This is a genomic window from Shewanella carassii (assembly GCF_019670705.1).
GTDB lineage: Bacteria > Pseudomonadota > Gammaproteobacteria > Enterobacterales > Shewanellaceae > Shewanella > Shewanella carassii.
In genome coordinates this window covers 1517622-1537343 of record NZ_AP024618.1, presented here as the reverse complement: position 1 = coordinate 1537343, position 19722 = coordinate 1517622, and the positions used below count along the sequence as shown (strand labels likewise).

Here is a 19722-nt window from a genome sequence, read left to right as displayed (position 1 = left end):
TGAGGTAATAAATGGTTGATATTCCGATTGAAGTTTGTGGTGAGCAGGTCCCTGAAAACTCACTATCGTTCTGGAACAATGGAGTACGCTTATTGGTTGCCGATGGCCAAGTTACTTTGATGACGACTGATGACAAAATAACCACCGGCCTTAAACAGGTCGCCGATAAGTGCCCGGCTTTAACCTCTGGTGTTGCACTCAACTTAATCTATCAGGCCAAACAGTATGAAGTGTTAACTTTCAACAAAGCCTATTATCAAGACCCAGAGGGGCTCGAAGGGATTCGGGTATTCGATAACATCGGCAATACCATTCTTCTCAGCAATAGTTTAGGTGTCACAAGAGAGATTGCATATGAAGGATTTCAAAAGCCCATCTATCAATCTATTAATGGGAAGGTTATGTACTACCACTATGATGCCTCCGGCAAAGTCATTGATATATCCGAAACGGCACCTAAAGGGATAGCGCCTGCGGTTAAAAAGGCAGAGTAGTCATCCTTCGCTGAAGTCTTCCAATTCGTATTTGAGCGCGAAGTGATTTTGACAATATTCACTTAGCCTGCTGTATCCTAGCGGTCGATTCATCACGTCAGTGCAAAGACACGCTCCCCCTCCTCTTTAGCGAGCAGCCCAAAGTGGATTGTGGCTGCCACAATTACAACAAGTTCAATGAGCTCACTGCAGATATCTATCCCATTGATTGTACGGGGCCTTCAACTCTTGTAAAATCCGGTAGCAAGCTTGAGTGCGGGCCACTTTTGTGGTCACTGGAAGGAATATCTGTAAATGGAATTAGTCAGCTCTTCGCATTGCGCGGCATCTTATGCTGCGCCTCCATCTGTAAATTTTGATGTCATATTCGGTGCACTTTTCGATGCACTTTACCGGGCATCTTGCAATCCATATCGTTCCATACCTTCCAGCGCACTATCGACAGCAAATCTAGCCAAATCCGGGGCCTGTGTCCCTCTAAGCCCAAGTTAATCAGAACGATAAAATCAGAACGATAAAACTACGGCGTTAAGCATCTGCAGCGGCCAACTGGCTAATAACCATACCCTACAATAAGTTGTTTATATTATGTCCCAATTTATAGAATCCCTCCCCGACTACTTTAATGCTGTTAAAAACAGTGACGGCTTTCCTGAGAAATTCATCAACGACCTTTTCTTGATTGGCAAATGCAGCGCCGATACCGAATGCGTGAAAGAGATCCGCCAACTGCTGAAACAACATGCGAGCCAGGATATTCAAAATGCCTTCAAGTGCCGCAAGAAACTGATTAAAGGCGAGAAAGAGCCTGATATGAGAGATGTCTTCTGTGTCCTTTGCGAATATGCCAGCCTATCGGCCGAGCTGGATGTCGATTACCTCTATGCCAGGCTTGGACATACCATCATAGATATTCGAGCAGGTCAGCCGCTGGAGGCACTCTGCGAGCGCCCCGAGCTGTTGGCGCGTTTCCCCTCGGTGACTTTTCTGGCCATCGAAGAAGTGCCCTTTTGTGGACAACAGTTGCCTGAAAGTATCGGTAGCCTGCCACTGCTTGAAAAGCTCAACATTGAAGGCGATTACAAGACACTGCCCAAGAGCATTGAAAAGCTAAAGAAACTGCAAGAGTTTAAAATTGACTCAGTGCCGCTGGAAAGTCTGGATCTTGATTTTCGCCAACTGACAAACCTCAGCAGCCTAACCTGGTACGATACCCCTATCTGCGGCGCCGAGCTGTTTGATTTACCGGCGGGATTGACCAAGATTGATTTGGCGTTAGTCCCGGATTTACAACGCCTTGGCACTAACTTGGATAAGCTGCCACAGCTGCAACACTTAAAAATCTCATGCTGTCCCCAACTTGCATCTATTGATGAGCAACTGACCTTAGCCAACCTCAATAAGCTGACACTATGGAAAAACCCGTTATTGAGTTCAATCCATGCCAATACGGTGCTTGGCAATCAAAAAACATCTTTCACTAATGGCATAGATATCCGCTTTGCCCCAAAGGTATATGAAGATATAACCCGGCTTAAGATCCAAGAAAAGAAACTGCTGGCATTGGTCTGTAAGCATGCTGCATGTTTTCCTCATCTCAAAGAGTTGCACCTGGGTTATACCAGAGACTTAACCGGCATTCGCTTCCCTTTTGGGGCGTTTTCGCAACTGGAGAGCATCTGGGGGGCAGATTTCGGCGACGACGGCTTCTGGGATGAACTGCCTCTATGTCAAAGCCTTAAAAACCTTAGTTTTAATTCGACCAACTCGGAAACCATCCCCGAGTCGTTTAAAAAGATAGCGGCGCTGGACAGCCTCAGCATAATAAACGGCCAAAAACTCACCATAGATGCGTCATTGTTGCCACGAAACATCAAAAAGTTGGAAATCGACCGCTGTCATCGCCTTATTGCACCGACCAGGCTACTAACCCTGGATGAACTCATTCTAAGCCATTGCCCGGTGAACAACGAACGGCAGCTGTTCAGCAATATTTCTACAGCTGTGATGAAATACTACCCTGACGATGACACGCCGGACGCGGGGGAAGAGCTGTCTCAATATCTGCCTCAGCCAGAGCGACTCACCTCCTTCACCACTAGACTGGCGACAGCTAAAATCGCCGATCTATTAATGCATTGCCCCAATCTAGCGTCGCTCCATATTGACCCGGCCCAAGTTGAGACTGAGCTTGAGGATGGAGACGCAGACCAAAGGGAGACTTTACCTAGTTTGAATTGCCCCGCCGTTACCCAGTTGACCTCGCTGGAGCTGCACAATACAGACGTCGTTACTCTTAACCCATTGCTAACGAGTAGCCCCAAGCTTGAGACAGTTAAACTCAACAAATTCGACGATTTCCCTGCCAATGTTTCACTGCCACGGCTGAAAACCCTGTTGATTTCACGCAGCAATCTTAAAACCCTGGCCTCACTCGATGCGCCGGCATTGGAAACCTTGAAACTGGTCCTGTGTTATGAGTTTGGTCTGGAGGCCACCAAGGCCCTGGTGAAATATACCCACTTGCATCACCTTAAACTGATGGGAATGCACAAGAGCCTGGATCATTTCCCCATGGAGCTTAAAGCACTGCCGTTAAAACGGCTTTCTCTGAGAGGCGGCGATATCAAGGTTATCCCTGATTTTATCGGTGAGTTTACCGAGTTGGATACCTTATCTCTGGAGGACTTTGTCACTGAGTCTCTGCCCGAATCCATGTTGGCGCTTGAGAAACTGGAACGCTTGAGTATCGATTGCTGCAAATTCCTTAAACCTATCCCTCCCAGCTTCAGAAAGCTCAAGCTGAAAGTCCTTTGTTACACCATAAGCAAATTCGGTGGTTTCAACATGAATCCCAAGCTGTATCAAAACTTGCTGACCCCGAATTACACCGAGCAGACCAAGTATCTCGACGATTAGGCCGAGCAATTGCAAAAGCGTGTCTGAATCTCTCTTTGGTTAAGCCAGACAAAGAGTGATTCGGCGCACTCATGCCGACTCAGGTCGTAATCTCCCGTACTCAAAACGATAGAGATGATCGGCCAATCTGGCTGTTTGATGTTCACAGTGAGAAACCATCACCAGGGTACAATGACCGGCGAGGCGTTTTATCAAGGCTTCAATTTGTGCAGTAGCTTCGGGATCGAGTGAAGAGGTAGGCTCATCGAGCAATAAGATATCCGGCTCAAAAACCAGGGTGCGGGCCAGGCAAAGGCGCTGCTGTTGCCCGCCGGATAAGGTTGAGGCCGGTGCCGACAGGCGATCTTTGACCTCATCCCACAATGCCGCCTGTTCAAAGGCTTGCTGCATCTGTTTCAGCGCGGCCTCCCCCTGCAGGTTACCGACCACTTTCAAGGGAAGTAATAGGTTTTGCGCCACACTGCCGGGCAGCAGCTGCGGATGTTGAAACACCATACCGACTTTACGGCGCAAATAGGGTAACTCTGTGGTTTTCAGTTGATTGACCGAAAGCGGCTTATCTGCCACACAAAGCGTTATCTCACCCAGGGTGCGACTATGTTGATATTCGTCATTGAGGCGATTGAGCGCCCGTAACAGGGTGGTTTTCCCCGAGCCTGACGGCCCGCTGAGCACATTGATCCGCCGCCGATGGATCTGCATATTGATGTTTTCGAGTGCCGCTTGTTGACCAAAATACACACTGAGGTTAGACACAGTGCCCGCGACATCCGCAGCCTTTGATAACGCCATACTAATGATTCCTTCCGGGGAAACGTGTCACCCAGTTGGCCATGGAAAATACCGTGGCAGTTAAACACAGGAGTGTCAGCGCGGCACCAAACGCCATCTGCAATTCGGCCTCACTCTGATACTGGGCACTGTAATAAAAAATCGTAAAAGGCAGGGCTTCAAACCGTTCAAAGATCCCGCCAGGTAACCCCGCATTGGCAACGGCGCCGGTCAGCATGATCACCGCGGTATCTTCTGCGGCCCGGCCAATGGCCAACATGATGCCGCCGCGGATCCCGCGCTCGGCCTGGGGCAACAATACAAAGCGCAAAGCTTGCCACTGTGTCATGCCGAGTGAGAGTGCGGTTAAACTCAAAGACACAGGCAGCGCCTGCAGCGCCGTGCGGGTAGAAACGGCCAGATAGGGAATGATCAACATCGCCAGGCAAAATGCCGACAGTACCAGACAGGTGTTGGCAGAAGGCAGCAAGGTGTTGCGCAGTAACAGAATAAGGGTAAAGCCAAACAAGCCCATCAATATCGAGGGAACGCCGGCCAGGATATCAACCGCCAGCTCCAATAGTGCCTTTGCCTTGGATGTTTTCGCCGTTGCCAGCCAAATTCCGGTTGCCAGCCCGGGCAGCAAGGCGATCATCAAAGCACTGGCAACCACCGCCAGAGTTCCAACACAGGCAGGCCAAATCCCATCCCAGATAGGCGCCTGTCCAAAGAAACCTTTTAAGGGTTCAGTATCACCAAAATAGAGCGACAGGCTGAGCGTGGGAACGCCTCGATATAGAATAAATCCCAGCAGTGACAAGAGACACAGCAACAGCATGGCGCTGCAGAATAAACACCAATAATGGAAACACTTGGCTTTCAAGACCCAGAACCCTCGGTGGTGGCCTTGGCAGACGAAGTCATATAGCGGATCAACAGAGTCACCAGCACACTGATAGTGAGCAGTAACAAACCGGCGGCAAACAGTGAGTTGTACATGGCGCTGTCATTTTCCGTGGCCAGCACCAAGCCAATATGCGCCGTCAGGGTGCGAACCGAATCAAATACACTGCCCGGAAGCTGCGGCGCATTGCCGGCCAGCATCAAAGGCAGCAAGGTATCGCCTATGGCCCTGCCAAAACCGAGTAAGGCGGCGCTGGCCATGGCGCGGCGGGCATTGGGTAATACCAGATGATACAGGGTCTGGAGATCGCTGAACCCCAGAGAAGCAGACACCATTCTGAGTTCTTTGGCCAAAGGGCGACATTGACTGTCCAACATCATCACCATCACAGGCAAGATCAACAGCACTATCACCAGAGTGGCACTGATGAGGCTGAACCCCGAACCGGTTCGAAAGGTTTCCCGGATCAGCGGCACCAGCAAAAACACAGCGGCCAACCCATACACCACGGTCGGGATCCCGGCCATCAAGCGGATCAGCGCCCGGATAAAGCGCGCTGGCCTTCGATAGCGAGGTAATAAACAAAACCCTGTGATGCCAAGGGCGATAGGAAATGCCAACAGTAAGGCCAGCAGTCCCAACAAACCGGAGCCGACAATCATGGCAACTATGCCAAATTGCCCCTGCTCCGGTTGCCAATGTAACGACAACACGCTGGTTTGCGGGTTGAAAAACACCGGCAATGCAAACCACATCAGAAACCCAAACAGCAGCACTATCAGCAACAATACTGATGCGGCCAGAAGTTGCAGTATCCGCTCAGCGGAGATCTGTGTGGTCATGAGTCATTAATGTCCGACAGGAATATATCCGGCTTCACGGATAAATTCAGCGCCGTCTGGACCATAGATATAGTCAATAAACGCCTGGGTCAGCCCCTTAGGTTGTCCCTTGGTATTCATATACAGCTTACGCACTACAGGGTATTCACCAGAAGCACAGGCTTCATTGGTGGGCAGCACATTGTCCAATATCGGCGCTTTCACTGTCTGATCGATATAACCGACACTGCTGTAACCAATGGCACCGGGATCGCGGGCAATCGCAGTTTTCATCGCACCATTGGAAGGTACAACATTGGCCTGAGCCGAAACAGGCGACTTATTCAGCAACTTTTTAACGAATACCGAGCGAGTACCGCTGGCTTCATCACGGGTGAAAATATTGATCTGCCGATCGTCACCGCCCAGGCTCTTCCAGTTGGTTATTTTACCGGAATAGATATCCATCACCTGTTGCGAGCTCAGCTGTTGAATGGGGTTGGTCGGATTGACGATAACCGCAACGCCATCGATGGCAAATGGGAAAGAAAGCAGACCGTATTTCAATTCACCCGGCTTCAGAGGGCGGCCGGTATTACCGATTTCAACCAGTCCCTTGGCAACCTGCTGAGCACCCACGCCACTGCCGCCACCGGCAATAGTAATGCGAATATCGTTATTGGCAGACATAATGGTTTTTGCCGCCTGCTTCATCACGGGGATATGCGCGGTACCACCGGCAATGTTCAAGGTACCGGACAAGTTTTCAAAGCGATCGAGCTCAGACGCCATGCCAACAGCAGGAACCGCCAGCACAGAGCATAATAACAACTTGATAAATCTGAATTTAAGTCGCATGTCATTTCCTTGGGAATGCACATGAGCCGAAACAGTCAGCCCAAATAAAATAGGTATGGTTCGGTGCCGAGCCACACGGCGCGCAATGATAACAATCACACCAAATCAACCTTTTGACTCAAATCACAAATAAACCGCTAAAAACGTAACTTACATTTGTTAGGTCGATTAAACAGAGCCGCTCTGCGGCCTCGTCATAGTTAAACTCGTAAAAGATTTACAAACTGGAACGCGATTTGCTGCACTGAAGCGGACATAGCCATGGAGTCAACAAAGCCATTTTTTTGACAAGCGGGTTACCAGGTGAGTACAGCCTGCAGCCGGTACTCGAAGGCCTGAGCATTGAGCCGCCAGATGTTGTGCCATGCACTTATCAACAGATTGAGGGGAAATCCCGTTTGATCAAAGCCATTGAACTTCCAGCTTCTTGGCATACAACAAGGTGCGTACCACCCTAAAATGAGTCGGATATTGGAAGCTTATGCTCTCAGGCACCGATTAAGACTTTGGTAAACGCTAAGTACCAAGATACTGTATTATTTAAACTTTAAAGTCAGAACCCTATCGCCTACCAAGCGGTAGGTAACAATCAGGGTTGTGACACTAATCTATCTTCAACGAGGAAACCTCCATGACAGAGCTATTTGCAGCCAATTTGCAAATCATCCAGTCCAGATGGCCACTGGCGGGGGCGATACTCAAACAACAAGCGCCCGGCAGCCTGGATGCGGCCTTGGTGACAGGGCAAAATCAGACCATCAGTGTCGATGGCATTCAGCTCAGCAGCCGTCACAACCGTTTGGCAGAAGCCAGACTGTATATTGATACTCTGCCAGCCGGGTCGACCGAGGTCAGTCTCTATGGCGTAGGGATGGGCGATGTGCCCAGTGTATTGTTGGATAATCCTGCCATAACCAAGCTGGCGGTAAATGTTCTCAACCCGGCCATTTTCGCTCTGGTGCTCAGCTACACAGATCAATCCGAGTGGTTGAGCCATCCGGCCGTCACTCTGGAGTTGCAACCGGGACAACTTAAGGTGACCGAACCTTATATCGCCCTGATAGCCGACCTGGAACTCTGCAGTGATGAAAATGCCAGGCTCAGGGATCTCTTGGTGCTCGAGCAAAATCTGCCTTATATCAACCGTCGCCATCAGGCGACCGACCCTGCGATAATCCAGCGTTTGCAGGATAATCGCCCTTTTCTGCTGCATGACCCCGATGTGATTGAGCTTAAGCGGCAGATCCATAGCCATAAGGCCTTGGTTATAGGTGCCGGGCCTTCGCTGGAAGAACATTACGATTACCTAGCCAAGTTGCAAACACAACCGCAAAGGCCTGTCATTATCTGCGCCGACACCGCCATGAAAGGCTTACTGCACCACAATATTCGCCCCGACATAGTGGTTTGCATCGACGGACTTATCGGCGAATACCACCTGCCCCTGGCACTCAGCGAAGGCATTGCACTGGCTTATTATCCCAGGGTCGCTCCCGAGATCCTCAATGGTTGGAAAGGCCCCAGGTTTAACGCCTATGGCAATAGTCCACTTTATGATGCGCTGGGCAAAGAGATACCCAAGACTCGCCTTTATACCAATGGCAGCGTGATCCACCCGGCGATAGATCTGGCAGTACTACTGGGCGGACGGGAAATTACCCTGCTGGGCTGCGACTTTTGCTATTGCCACAACAAGAGCCACGCCTTTTGGGATGACTTTGCCAAGACCACTCAGGACGAGATGACCCAAACCTGGGTAAAATGCACCACCCAAAAAGTGCTAAATGCCAGCCACTGGGTACTGGATGGCCATGGTCAAAGGGTGGCAACCGATCTCAACCTCAGGGCTTACCTGCGAAACCTGGAAGCCTACATAGCCAAGCGGCCCCATGTCAGGTTTTATCAAACCAGCCTCTCAGGCGCCCGAATTAAAGGTTGCCAATACAAGGAGTTGAAACCATGATCCAAGATTCATTGCCACAACAGCTACTCGACACGGCCACCGCGTTCAGGCTTGGCAAAGAAGCCGAGGCCTCCGGGCGGCTGAAAGATTGCATCGAGCAGATGCAAACCCGACTGGAACAGCAACAGCTGCCAAGCGAAGCGTTGCAACTGGTCCCCGGCATGTTGGCCTCGCAACAACGCCATGACTGGCTGGGGCTGGCCGACACCCTGGAATATGAACTCGTGCCTTTATTGGCCTAAGCGCTCAGGAATACTCTTTCAGTGCCGATAAAGCACTTGAATCACCCAAGCGGAAGAAACTGATGAAACATACGCTTTTTATTGCCGAAGTCTCCAGCAATCATCATAGGGATCTGGAACGCTGTTTTGATTTTATTGCGTCTGCGGCGGCCATCGGCTGTGATGCCGTCAAGTTTCAGCTCTTTAAAATTGATCAGCTGTTCGCCCCTGAGATCCTCGAAAAGAGTGAGATGCACAGAAAACGCAAGGATTGGGAACTGCCGGTCAGTTTTCTGCCACAGTTGAAACGCTGCTGCGATAGCCACGGCATTGCATTTTCCTGCACGCCTTTTTATCTCGATGCCGTCAAAGAGCTTGAGCCCTATGTCGATTTCTACAAAATCGCCTCTTATGAACTGCTATGGGATGAACTGCTGATAGCCTGTGCCAAGACAGGTAAACCCGTGGTCATTTCTGCCGGCATGGCCAACTTCGACGAAGTTGATCACGCTATCTCTGTGTTAAAAGACTCGGGTTGCCGCGATATCACCCTGCTGCACTGTGTATCGGCCTACCCGACACCTAAATCCGACTGCAACCTGGCGGTAATTGGCGCTTTTCGGGAGCGCTATGGAGTTAAAGTAGGTTGGTCTGATCACAGCGTATCAGCGGCGGTGATTCGCCGCGCCGTAGGCCGCTGGCAAGCCGATTGCGTGGAATTTCATATCGACCTGGATGAACAGGGCGCCGAATACGCTGCGGGGCACTGTTGGCTACCCCAGCAGATGCAGCCGGTGATCGCCGAATGCCGCGAAGCCGAGCTTATCGACGGTCAGAGCAGCAAACTCCTGGCACCCAGCGAAGCGCCGGATCGCGACTGGCGCGCCGACCCCAGCGATGGTTTGCGGCCGCTAAAACACCTTAGATAACTAACGCAATTGTTACCTACAGGATTAAACCACTTAGGTGCAGCCTCTTGTTGATATAGGAAACCCATATGAACCCCCACTCCACTACATCTCGTCGCAAAAAAATCATTTTTGCCGGAGCCTATGGTATCTACAGTCACGGCGATGATGCAGCCTTGGTGGTATTGATAGACCAGCTACGTCAGCAATTTGGAGATTTTGAGGGAGTAGTACTAAGCCGCCACTTAGATCAGGATTATAGTATTTACGGGCTTCGCAGCGTAAAAAATCTTGAATATGAAACCAAGGCAGAAAGCTTAGGGAAATGGTTTCAAGGATTTAATTATGATGATGATACCCAGGTATTGAATGAACTATTTGGCGAGATAGCAACCGCTGACTTACTGGTTCTGGGTGCCGGAAACTTCTTGGTAGATTACGCCATTGAACTCTTTCGAGGACCAGTACCTTATTTCAGCGTGCTTTCAATAATGGCAAGAATGAATGCCGTCCCCGTAATGTGGTACGGTATTTCTGTAGGGCCACTCAGTAGTTGTTACGGACAAAAATTAAGCTATTTTTCCTCAACTATTGCCGATTGTATTACCTTGAGAGATCCCTTGAGCTTACATAACCTCAAAGCTCTCGGCTACAAAGGTGAAGCCAAGGTACTGCCAGATGCCGTAATGGGCTTATTCAATGCGAAAGAACAAATCGCCAATAACCCTCTGGCTATTGAACCTGGATTTGTTGCCATCAGTGTCCGCTATCTACCTCAGTCACCAGAAGACAATCTCCTTTACCAGCAAACGCTCGCGGCATTTGCCGACTATTTGGTGGAAGAGCTTGGCAAAACAGTGGTATTCATTCCACAGCAAATTTACCAACACGGGAATCCACAGGAAGACGATCGTGTTGTTGCCAGGCAGATTCACGCTCTTATGACCCATCAAACCAAGGTTGTTTTAGTTGAACAAGCACTAGATGTTTATCAAACTTGTGCAGCCTATGTTGGGGCCAACTTTGCTATAGCGACCCGCCTGCATGCCAATGTTTGCAGTGCTATTCAGGGAGTACCTTCCATTGCCATTGACTATAACCCCAAAGTAGCCTCATTTATGGAATACTTGAATGAGGAGGAATATGTGTTGGCACCAAATCAAATGAGCCTCCAGAATCTTAAAAAGCTAACCAATCAATTAGTTGAAAATCAGCAAAAGATTAAGCAAAACCGAATCACAAAAGTCGCGCAAGGGTGTAAAGATATCCTCACCTACTCAGAGTTGGCGGTTGATTGTTTGGAAGCTTCATCTTAAGGGAAAATTATGCGGTTAAAAAATCAAGTTGCCATCATTACCGGTAGCTCTCGTGGGATTGGGCGAGCTATCGCCGTTCAGTTTGCCAAAGAAGGAGCCCATGTTGTGATCAACTACCGGGACAACTTCCAGGCAGCACAAGAAGTCAAAGAACAAGTAGAGTCTATCGGTGCTCAAGCTATTGTTATACAAGCAGATGTATCTAAACGAGCTGATATTCAAAGGCTGTTTTCCTCCACCTTGGACGCCTTCGGCAAAATAGATATCTTGGTAAATAATGCAGGTATAAACAAGCGAGGTTGGTTTGACGAAATTACAGACGATGACTGGGACCTGATAATGGACACCAACTTAAAGGGGCCATTTATCTGTTGCCAAGAGGTTTTTCCTCATATGAAGTCCCAGAATTTCGGCCGTATCATTAATATTTCCTCAGTGGCGGGCCAGTATCATGGTCCCAAAACTGTTCATTATGCAGTGTCTAAAGCCGGGCTGAATAGCCTAACCAAGGTTTTGGCTCGTTATGGAGCGGAACACAATATTATGGTTAATGCGATTGCACCTGGAATAATGTTGACCGAACAAACAGCTGATGAGCTGGCCAGTCCGGCTGGACAAAAAATTATCGATATGACGCTGGTTAAACGTGCCGGAGAGCTCAAAGATGTTGCTGCTACTTGCGTGTTTCTGGCTTCTGATGAACAAAACTATATTACCGGACAAGTACTCAGTGTAAGCGGCGGCGCTTATCTAGGCTAACTCGCAACTATTTCAAATCTAAGGGAGAAACTAACATCATGGCTATTCTGGAAACACTAAGAGTGCCTGCCGATATAAAAGATTTGGGACTGAATGAGTTAGAATCTTTAGCAACAGAAATACGGCAATTTCTGATATCCAACATCAGCAAAACCGGTGGTCATATAGGTGCCAACCTGGGGGTCATTGAGCTGACTATCGCCCTGCATCACGCCTTCGATATTAGCCCCCTCGAAGACAAAGACGGTGACGCGATTCTGTTTGATGTCGGTCATCAGGGCTATACCCATAAACTGCTAACCGGCAGAATGTCATCCTTTGCCAGCCTCAACCAAATGGGCGGCATGTCGCGCTTTGTCTCCCACCATGAAAGCGACTTTGACTTAATGGAAGCCTCTCATGCAGGCACGGCAATTCCCATTGCCTGTGGTTTGGCGTATAGCAAGATGAAACAGCGACAGGGAGGCCGCGTCATTGCCTTTATTGGTGACGGCTCCATGGTAGAAGGCATGGCCTTTGAGGGTTTGAATTTTTCGGCCGAATATCCGTTACCACTCTACATTGTCATCAATGATAACGGCATGAGTATTCCTCCCAATCTGGGAGCACTGCATAAACTGTTCTCGGCACCCGATTGGCAACAACGCAGCCGCGCTTGGTTTGAAGGTATGGGATTTGGTTACGTCGCCATTGACGATGGCCATGACCTATCCAAGCTTTTACAAGGCATGGATGAAGCCAAGCAAAAAGGGACTAAGGCAGGTCATTCCACTCCAGTAGTTATCCATGTAAAGACTGAGAAAGGACGTGGACTGGCGCTGGCAGATAACCACCCCTATAAACTGCACTTCTCTATGCCCTTTGATCCTGAAACCGGCGCTGGCGTTGCCGCAACCCTCACTGGCAAAACATTCCAGGGGATAGTGGGCGATACATTGATGGAAAAAATGGCTACCGATGACAGTCTCTATGCCCTAACACCAGCCACCCCTTATGCCTCAGGCGTCGAGGCGCTGATGAAAGCCTTTCCTGATAGGGCCATCGATGTCGGTATGGCAGAGCAGCATGCAGTCGGTATGGCTGCCGGATTAGCCATGGCCGGCAACAAAGTCTTCATGTGCTTCCAATCCACCTTTATGCAAAGGGCATGGGACCAACTGTTCCATGATCTGTGTTTTCCGCAGCACCCTGTGACTGTAGTCAGTGCCCGCTCGGGTTTTGCCGGGTTTGATGGCCCTACCCACCACGGCATCTATGATTTCGGCCTGCTACGCAGCCTGCCTGACGTGAAAATCTTCTATGCCGGCACTGGCCGAGATCTGGAAGCAATTATAAACGCCAGAGCTCAGCATGCTGAAGGCCCCATGATTGTGCTACATCCCTACGAAACCGTGCCTGATAATGAATCCGATTACCTGCCGGCCAATCTCACTCCTCTGGACGAAGTGGAGGTGATCTGCCAAGGTAAAGATGGCCTGATCATTGCCGTAGCCAACCAATTGCAAACGGCCGTGGCTCTCAGGGACAAGCTGGCTAATGAGCAGCAGCTGCAATTCCAGGTAGTCAATTTACGCTGGTTGAAACCCCTGCCACTGCCCAGTCTGCTACCGCTACTGGAGCAACACGACAAAGTCATCAGCCTTGAAGAAGGGCAAAAAGACAACGGTATCGGTGTGGCCATCAATCAGGTCATCAGAGATCAGCGCCTCAATTGTGACCTTTTGGTCAATGCGCTGGAGCAAGGCATATTGCCTGCCGGCGACAAACAGTCACTGGCAAAAATGACCCAAATAGACGCCGATAGTGTCTACCGGCAAGTCCTGGCCAGATGGAATATTGCACTATGACCCAACCAGCAAAGGCCCTGTTGGTCCTAGGTGCAGGCTCTGATCAACTATTCATGATCCAAACGGCCCAGCGTATGGGCTATGTCACTGTTGCCGTGGATGCCAATCCCGATGCACCCGGACTCCAGATAGCCGATTATTCACAACCCATCGACTTTTCAAATGTTGACCGGGTAATCCACTACTGTGAACAATTACTGTCAAACGGGGTTAATCTGGCAGGTGTATCCACCATGGGCAGCGATATCCCCCACTTGGTAGCCGCTATCGCCAAGCACTTTGGTTGGCCAGGTCCCAGTCAGCAAACAGGCATCTGGGCATCCCACAAGTTCGCCATGAAACAACGCTTTGAACAGATGGGGATCCCGGTTCCCAACTATGCACTGGTCGACAGCGAAGCTGCCATCTTGGCACTCTGGCAACAGTGGGGCTGTGACAAACTGATCATTAAACCGACAGACAGGGCTGGCTCTCGCGGGGTGAGGATCATTCAAGATACAGCAGAGGTGGCATCAGCGTTGGCTCATGCCAGGTCCTTCTCACTCAACAATGAGATTCTGCTGGAAGAGTTTATTGAAGGGCCACAAATAAGCACTGAAAGTATTATCGACGGCGCTCAGGCTGCAACGCCCGGTTTTGCCGATAGAGCCTATGAAGGTATGGAGTGCTTTTGGCCAAATATCATGGAAAACGGCGGATGGTTGCCCAGTCGTCAATCCATTGAAGCGCAAGCTCAGATATCTTCCTTGGCAGAACGGGCCGCCAGGGCCCTTGGAATAACCTCCGGCGTGGCAAAGGGAGACATAGTCATCTGTCCACGCCGTGGTCCCATGGTAATAGAAATGGCAGCTCGCCTCAGTGGTGGAGATTTTTCCGCCAGCTTGGTTCCGCTGTCCTGCGGCATAAACTACGTTGAAACTGTCATTGATATTGCATTGAGTAATTCAGTAAACCTTAAAGAACTGACCCCAAAACATCGGCTTTGGGTTGCCAACCGTTATTTCTTTCTCCCGCCAGGACAGCTGCAGGAAATTGAAGGGCTGGAGTGGCTCGAGTCCCAAGCATTCTGTCGCAAACTGGAGTTCTACCCTCAAATAGGATCTCAACTGCCGGAAATACTATCTCATGCCAATCGCAGCGGTGTTTTTGTATTGGCAGCCCCATCACAGGAAGCGCTAACACAGCAGATAGAATTGGCTTATAGCCACACCCGCTTTAAAGTCAACGGCTATTGGTATTCTGGGCGCCCGACTTCCATGCAAGAACATCTATTATCGATTCAACCCCGGGACTGAAAAAGGATACCTCATGACTTCATCACATTACGGCAAAAAAATAGACGCTAAAGCGGGCTACGACATCATAGAGTGTGAAGTCTGCGGTTTTACCCATGTATCGCCACTGCCCTCTTTCGAAGAACTGGATAAGTTCTACAAAGAAGCCTTTTACGTTACCGAGAGACCTACTCATTTCGTTCAAAAACAACAAGATGAGCCTTGGCTTAATCTGCAATATGCCGACAGATACGATACCTTTGAGCAACATCTTCCTATAGATCGCAGAAATCTATTGGATGTGGGCGCCGGTGCCGGTTATTTCCTAAAATACGGTCAAAACAGGGGCTGGACAGTCAAAGGCGTTGAACCTTCTCCGCAGGCCGTTGCCTATGCTCAGAGTATGGGAGTTGACCAAGAAGTCGGTTACCTGACCCAGGATACAGCCCAACAATTGGGAACCTTTGACGTCATACATGCCAGCTTGGTACTGGAACATGTGCCCAACCCCATTGAACTCATTCAAATCATGTACGGCATGTTGGCCGAGGGAGGAATAATCTGTATTACCGCCCCCAATGATTACAACCCATTCCAGCAAACGTTGAGGGACGAGGACAATTATCAACCTTGGTGGGTTTGCCCGGATCATCATCTGAACTATTTTTCTCCAAGTAGCCTTCAAGGCTTACTGGAAAAGCAGGGATTTAATATCATACAAAAAGAAACTAGCTTTCCTTTGGATATGTTTCTGCTTATGGGCGATAACTATGTTGGCAACAATACCTTGGGACGAGCGTGTCATCATAAACGGGTCAGGTTTGAGACCAAGCTTGCCGCGGCTGGGAAAAACGATTTGAAACGCCGCCTCTATCAAGCTCTAGCAGAACTGGAGCTCGGTAGAGAGATCTGTATCTACGCTCAAAAATAATCAAGACAATATCAATATCCAGTCATTATCGGGCCACAAGATGCCAGCCAATTGCAAATTATATACAGTTTTTCACCTCAACCTGGCGTTTTCCTCCATTGAAACAGAGCAGCACTCTGAGGTGGTAAAACGCTGCTACTGGCCATTATTGCAATTAGCTGAGGGGGGCATACCTGTTGGTCTTGAGCTAACCGCTTATACACTCGAGTGTATCAACGCGGTAGACCCGGCCTGGGTCATTCGCTTCAAACAACTGTTGAAGCAACAAAAATGCGAGTTGGTTGCCAGCGGCGACAGCCAAATCATAGGGCCGCTGATCCCGGCCGAGGTCAACTGTGCCAACCTGAGGTTGGGTCAAGAGGCTTATCAGCGCCTGTTGGGTATAAGCCCCAGACTCGCCTATCTCAATGAACAAGCGGTTTCAGCCGGCTTGCTTGATATCTACATAGATGAAGGCTTCGAAGCCGTGGTGGTGGAGTGGGACAATCCCTTTTCCCATAACCCAGAGTGGCAACGAGAGCGGCTAATGCGGCCGCAATCGTTAAAGAGCGCCAGCGGCCGACAGATCAAGGTCATCTGGAACCATGCCATCGCCTTTCAAAAATTCCAGCGCTATGTTCACGGCGAGCTAACTCTGGAAGATTATCTGCAATATCTGCGCAAGGTATTGAAACCCGGCTCTGTAGCATTTCCGGTTTATGGCAGCGACGCCGAAGTGTTTGACTTCCGTCCCGGGCGCTACCATACAGAAGCCGAGCCAATAAGCGGCGAATGGCAGCGCATAGCGCAGCTGTTCATGACCCTCAATGACCTGGACGGCTACCAGTGGAGCCTCCCCACTAAACTGCTGCAACATTGGCAAGACTTAGAGCCTCTGGTGCTCACCAATGCCCAGCACCCGGTTTCGGTCAAGAAACAGGCCAAATACAACATTACCCGTTGGGGGCTAAGTGGCCGCAATGATCTCCACCTCAATAGCCTTTGTTACCAAAGGCTGGCCGAGCTTAAGGCGCAGCCCGATACAGACGATACGAGTTGGCGAGACTTGTGCCGCCTCTGGGCCAGCGATCTCAGAACCCACCTGACCCAAGCTCGCTACGAGGCGCTGGCATTGACCAAGAGCGCTTCGGCCGCACCAACATTTGCGCCCTGGCAAGCCCGTAAAGATATCCGCATTCATTATGATGAGGCCAGGCGTAGGCTGGAGGTGCAAACTCCGGACATCAAGCTGACACTCAACGGCAATCGCGGTCTGGCAATTGATACGCTGGCCTTTGCCAGCCATGACTTTGAAGCGGTTGTCGGTACCCTATCACACGGCTACTTCGACCATATCAGCTATGGCGTCGATTTTTACAGCAATCACCTCCTGCTGGAGCGTTTTCGCGACCGCGACAGAGTGGCCGATCTCAATCGGGTGGAATACCAGCTAGGGGAGCAAGACGGCTGCCTGGTCATCTATTGCCGCCAAGCGCTCAAGAGCGGCGCGATATTAAAATGGTATCGGCTCGAAGGTGAGCGCCTCTTTAGCGGTTTTCATTTCGAAGAGAGCTGCCGCCCCGAAGCCTCGGTACGTTTAGGCTTTATGACCCTACTCGATTGTGAGCAGCGGGCCTGGTATCAGACCCGTCTCGGTGGTCACAGGGATGAATATTTCCAAATAACCCATGACATGGACCAAGGCGCGCCAATCTCCTCGATAGTCTCTTCATCCAGCGCCTTGGGGGCAACCTCAGGCTCCATCTGTTTTGGCACCCGGGCAAGAGGCATTCGCATTGACTGGAACCCCGCGCATTGTGCCGCCTTGCCGATGATTTCCAGCAAAAAAATCGATGAACAGTATCTGAACCGGCTGTGGTTTTCGCTGGCTGAGGCCGATGAAACCCTCAAACCCGGCGGGCAACTGTTGAGCCTTGAGCTGTGCATCAGTCCCGATAGCCAAACCTCTCACCCTTCGGCAACAGAAACACCCAAAACAGAGGAACAGCCGCTATGACCAAGACACTTGCCATTGTCGGGGCCAGGCTCAACTCAAGTCGTCTGGCGGGAAAACACTTATTGCCACTGGCCGGCAAACCCATGATTAGCCATATTTGGCGCAGACTGATGCAATGCCAAGAAGTAAATGACAGTGAACTGGCCACAACCGCAGATGACTTTAACCGCCCACTGCTGGATTGGGCTGCTGAGCATAGCGTTGAATGTCATCCCTATGAAGGCGATGTCAACGACCTGATGGCAAGGCTTGATAGCATAATCCAAAGGCAAGATCCGGATTATATTCTCTACGTCTGCGGTGATTGTCCGCTGATAGATCCCGGCTTTATCGACCATGGGCTGAAAGCGCTCAAGGCATCGGGGAAAGACAGCATTAAACTGAGCCCAGGCGTTGTTTCTATGCATGAAGGCATGGCCTTCTATAGCCGCCGGGGCTGGGATAAATTGATGTCGGTCAGTCAATGCGCCATGTCCAGAGAGCACGTAGGCTATGGGGATAAGTTAACCCCGATACTCGAACGTTTGAGCATTCCCGACAGCGGCGACTATTCAAAAGTCCAGCAGCGAATTTCTGTCGATACCCAGGCCGATTACCGCTTCATGGCCGAGGTCTACCGCCGCTGGTACGCCGAGCATCCGGCAGACTCCATCGTTAGCCTCGCCTGGGTTCAGGAGCAACTGCTCAGAGACCCGGCCTTGAGCGCCATCAACGCCCATGTGCAGCAAAAAGCCGCCGATCGTCAATACGCCAAGGCCAGTATCTATTGTCACTTGGGAGCGGATATCGGCCTGGGACACTTCAAGCGCGCCGAGTTAATTGCCGATGCCTTGCAGGAGTATCTGGCCATAGGTGCCCGAGTTCATGCGCTCTACGAAGACTCGACACCTAACTTACTCGCCCAGACATCATCGGCAAAAGTCACTTGGTATCAAACGCCGGCGGAATGGCTTACCGCGTTGAAGGCCGATGCCAACCCGCTGATCATACTGGATCTCCACCCGGATTTTATCGCTCTACCTGCCATCAAGCAGGCGCTGCAAAACTTAAGACACAAGGGATGCAAACTTGTCGGCATAGATAAGCTGGCACCGCTGTTACCTGAGTTGGATTGGCTGTTCATTCCCAGCTTCAATACCTCACTGCAACATCCCAAGGTATCTTCCGGCTGGCAAAACTACCTGTTCAGTCCCCTTCTCCAAAGGCCGAAGAAGCCTCAAATTTTGGTATTGACCGGTGGCAGCGATGCCCTGGGGTATGGCCAAGCGTTGCCAGGGTTACTGAGTCAACTGCATACCGACTGGCCAATAATCTGGATCCAGGGGCCATTGGCACCGAGACCATTATTGCCTGCCGGGTGTAATATCCAAGTGCTGAAAGATCCAGAGAATCTCAAGCAATGGATTGCCGAATCCGAAGTAGTGCTGAGCTGTTATGGCTTGTCGCTGTTTGAATCCATCTATGCGAGGGCGGCGACTTTGCTGCTGCCGCCAAGGCATCTGTGCGATGACGCCGAGCTGGCAATGCTGGAACAAACGCAATCTTGCCTTATCAGCGACTCACTCTCGGATGCCATTGACAAACTTGAATGGTTGCTCAGTGATGCCAAAGAGCGCGAAAAATTGCAAACAGAAGCCGCCAGGGTCTTTGCCAACCATGGCGGCATCAAGCAGTTGATGGCTGAAATCAGTTCGCTGCTAAAATAGCGACAAAGCTAGTTGTAAACAGAGCGACAAAGCT

General features: G+C 50.3%; 16 protein-coding genes. 12 read left to right on the top strand and 4 right to left on the bottom strand.

The annotated features are described in order from the left end of the window. Positions 1-11 precede the first annotated feature (11 nt). Both K5621_RS07025 and K5621_RS07020 read left to right on the top strand, forming a co-directional pair. The gene (locus K5621_RS07025) at positions 12-494 is read left to right on the top strand and encodes a hypothetical protein (RefSeq protein ID WP_221050789.1); all 483 of its coding nucleotides are present in this window, start codon (positions 12-14) and stop codon (positions 492-494) included. A gap of 588 nt (positions 495-1082) precedes the next feature. Further along, positions 1083-3413, top strand: coding sequence for a leucine-rich repeat domain-containing protein (locus tag K5621_RS07020; protein WP_221050788.1), 2331 nt, complete (start codon positions 1083-1085; stop codon positions 3411-3413). A gap of 69 nt (positions 3414-3482) precedes the next feature. On the opposite strand, the gene K5621_RS07015 is transcribed toward K5621_RS07020, so the two are convergent. The 4 genes from K5621_RS07015 to K5621_RS07000 are packed head-to-tail and all read right to left on the bottom strand — an operon-like array spanning position 3483 to position 6767. Then, positions 3483-4205 (bottom strand): phosphate ABC transporter ATP-binding protein, encoded by a 723-nt coding sequence (locus K5621_RS07015; RefSeq protein ID WP_221050787.1) that lies wholly within the window; start codon positions 4203-4205, stop codon positions 3483-3485. Position 4206: 1 nt separating this feature from the next. Next, positions 4207-5067, bottom strand: coding sequence for a PstA family ABC transporter permease (locus K5621_RS07010; RefSeq protein ID WP_245003146.1), 861 nt, complete (start codon positions 5065-5067; stop codon positions 4207-4209). After that, positions 5064-5930 carry a PstC family ABC transporter permease gene (locus K5621_RS07005; protein ID WP_165564770.1) on the bottom strand — a complete coding sequence of 289 codons (867 nt, stop codon included), beginning with the start codon at positions 5928-5930 and terminating at the stop codon, positions 5064-5066. Before K5621_RS07005 ends, K5621_RS07010 begins: the two co-directional genes overlap by 4 nt. 6 nt (positions 5931-5936) lie before the next feature. Next, positions 5937-6767: a phosphate ABC transporter substrate-binding protein gene (locus K5621_RS07000; RefSeq protein WP_100142891.1), complete on the bottom strand. Its 831-nt coding sequence runs from the start codon at positions 6765-6767 to the stop codon at positions 5937-5939. Between the two features lie 631 nt (positions 6768-7398). Between K5621_RS07000 and K5621_RS06995 the strand changes: the two genes are divergently transcribed. From K5621_RS06995 to K5621_RS06950, 10 genes are all read left to right on the top strand, one after another. Further along, on the top strand, positions 7399-8730 hold the full coding sequence (locus K5621_RS06995; RefSeq protein WP_221050786.1) for a motility associated factor glycosyltransferase family protein: 1332 nt from the start codon (positions 7399-7401) through the stop codon (positions 8728-8730). Next, positions 8727-8972 carry a hypothetical protein gene (locus tag K5621_RS06990; protein WP_100142889.1) on the top strand — a complete coding sequence of 82 codons (246 nt, stop codon included), beginning with the start codon at positions 8727-8729 and terminating at the stop codon, positions 8970-8972. The genes K5621_RS06995 and K5621_RS06990 overlap by 4 nt, the downstream gene beginning before the upstream one ends. Before the next feature lie 62 nt (positions 8973-9034). After that, positions 9035-9880, top strand: a complete 846-nt coding sequence (locus K5621_RS06985) for an N-acetylneuraminate synthase family protein (RefSeq protein ID WP_245003145.1) — start codon at positions 9035-9037, stop codon at positions 9878-9880. Positions 9881-9948: 68 nt separating this feature from the next. Further along, positions 9949-11175 carry a polysaccharide pyruvyl transferase family protein gene (locus tag K5621_RS06980; RefSeq protein WP_100142887.1) on the top strand — a complete coding sequence of 409 codons (1227 nt, stop codon included), beginning with the start codon at positions 9949-9951 and terminating at the stop codon, positions 11173-11175. A 9-nt stretch (positions 11176-11184) separates the two neighbouring features. Beyond that, positions 11185-11934: an SDR family NAD(P)-dependent oxidoreductase gene (locus K5621_RS06975; protein ID WP_229671905.1), complete on the top strand. Its 750-nt coding sequence runs from the start codon at positions 11185-11187 to the stop codon at positions 11932-11934. A 38-nt stretch (positions 11935-11972) separates the two neighbouring features. Continuing rightward, entirely contained in the window at positions 11973-13781 is a 1809-nt protein-coding gene (locus tag K5621_RS06970) for a 1-deoxy-D-xylulose-5-phosphate synthase (RefSeq protein ID WP_100142885.1), read from the top strand. Further along, positions 13778-15076 (top strand): ATP-grasp domain-containing protein, encoded by a 1299-nt coding sequence (locus K5621_RS06965; RefSeq protein ID WP_221050785.1) that lies wholly within the window; start codon positions 13778-13780, stop codon positions 15074-15076. The genes K5621_RS06970 and K5621_RS06965 overlap by 4 nt, the downstream gene beginning before the upstream one ends. A 13-nt stretch (positions 15077-15089) precedes the next feature. After that, entirely contained in the window at positions 15090-15986 is an 897-nt protein-coding gene (locus tag K5621_RS06960; protein WP_100142883.1) for a class I SAM-dependent methyltransferase, read from the top strand. A gap of 40 nt (positions 15987-16026) precedes the next feature. Continuing rightward, entirely contained in the window at positions 16027-17982 is a 1956-nt protein-coding gene (locus tag K5621_RS06955; protein ID WP_221050784.1) for a glycoside hydrolase, read from the top strand. After that, entirely contained in the window at positions 17979-19688 is a 1710-nt protein-coding gene (locus tag K5621_RS06950) for a cytidylyltransferase domain-containing protein (RefSeq protein ID WP_221050783.1), read from the top strand. The genes K5621_RS06955 and K5621_RS06950 overlap by 4 nt, the downstream gene beginning before the upstream one ends. Positions 19689-19722: the final 34 nt, after the last annotated feature.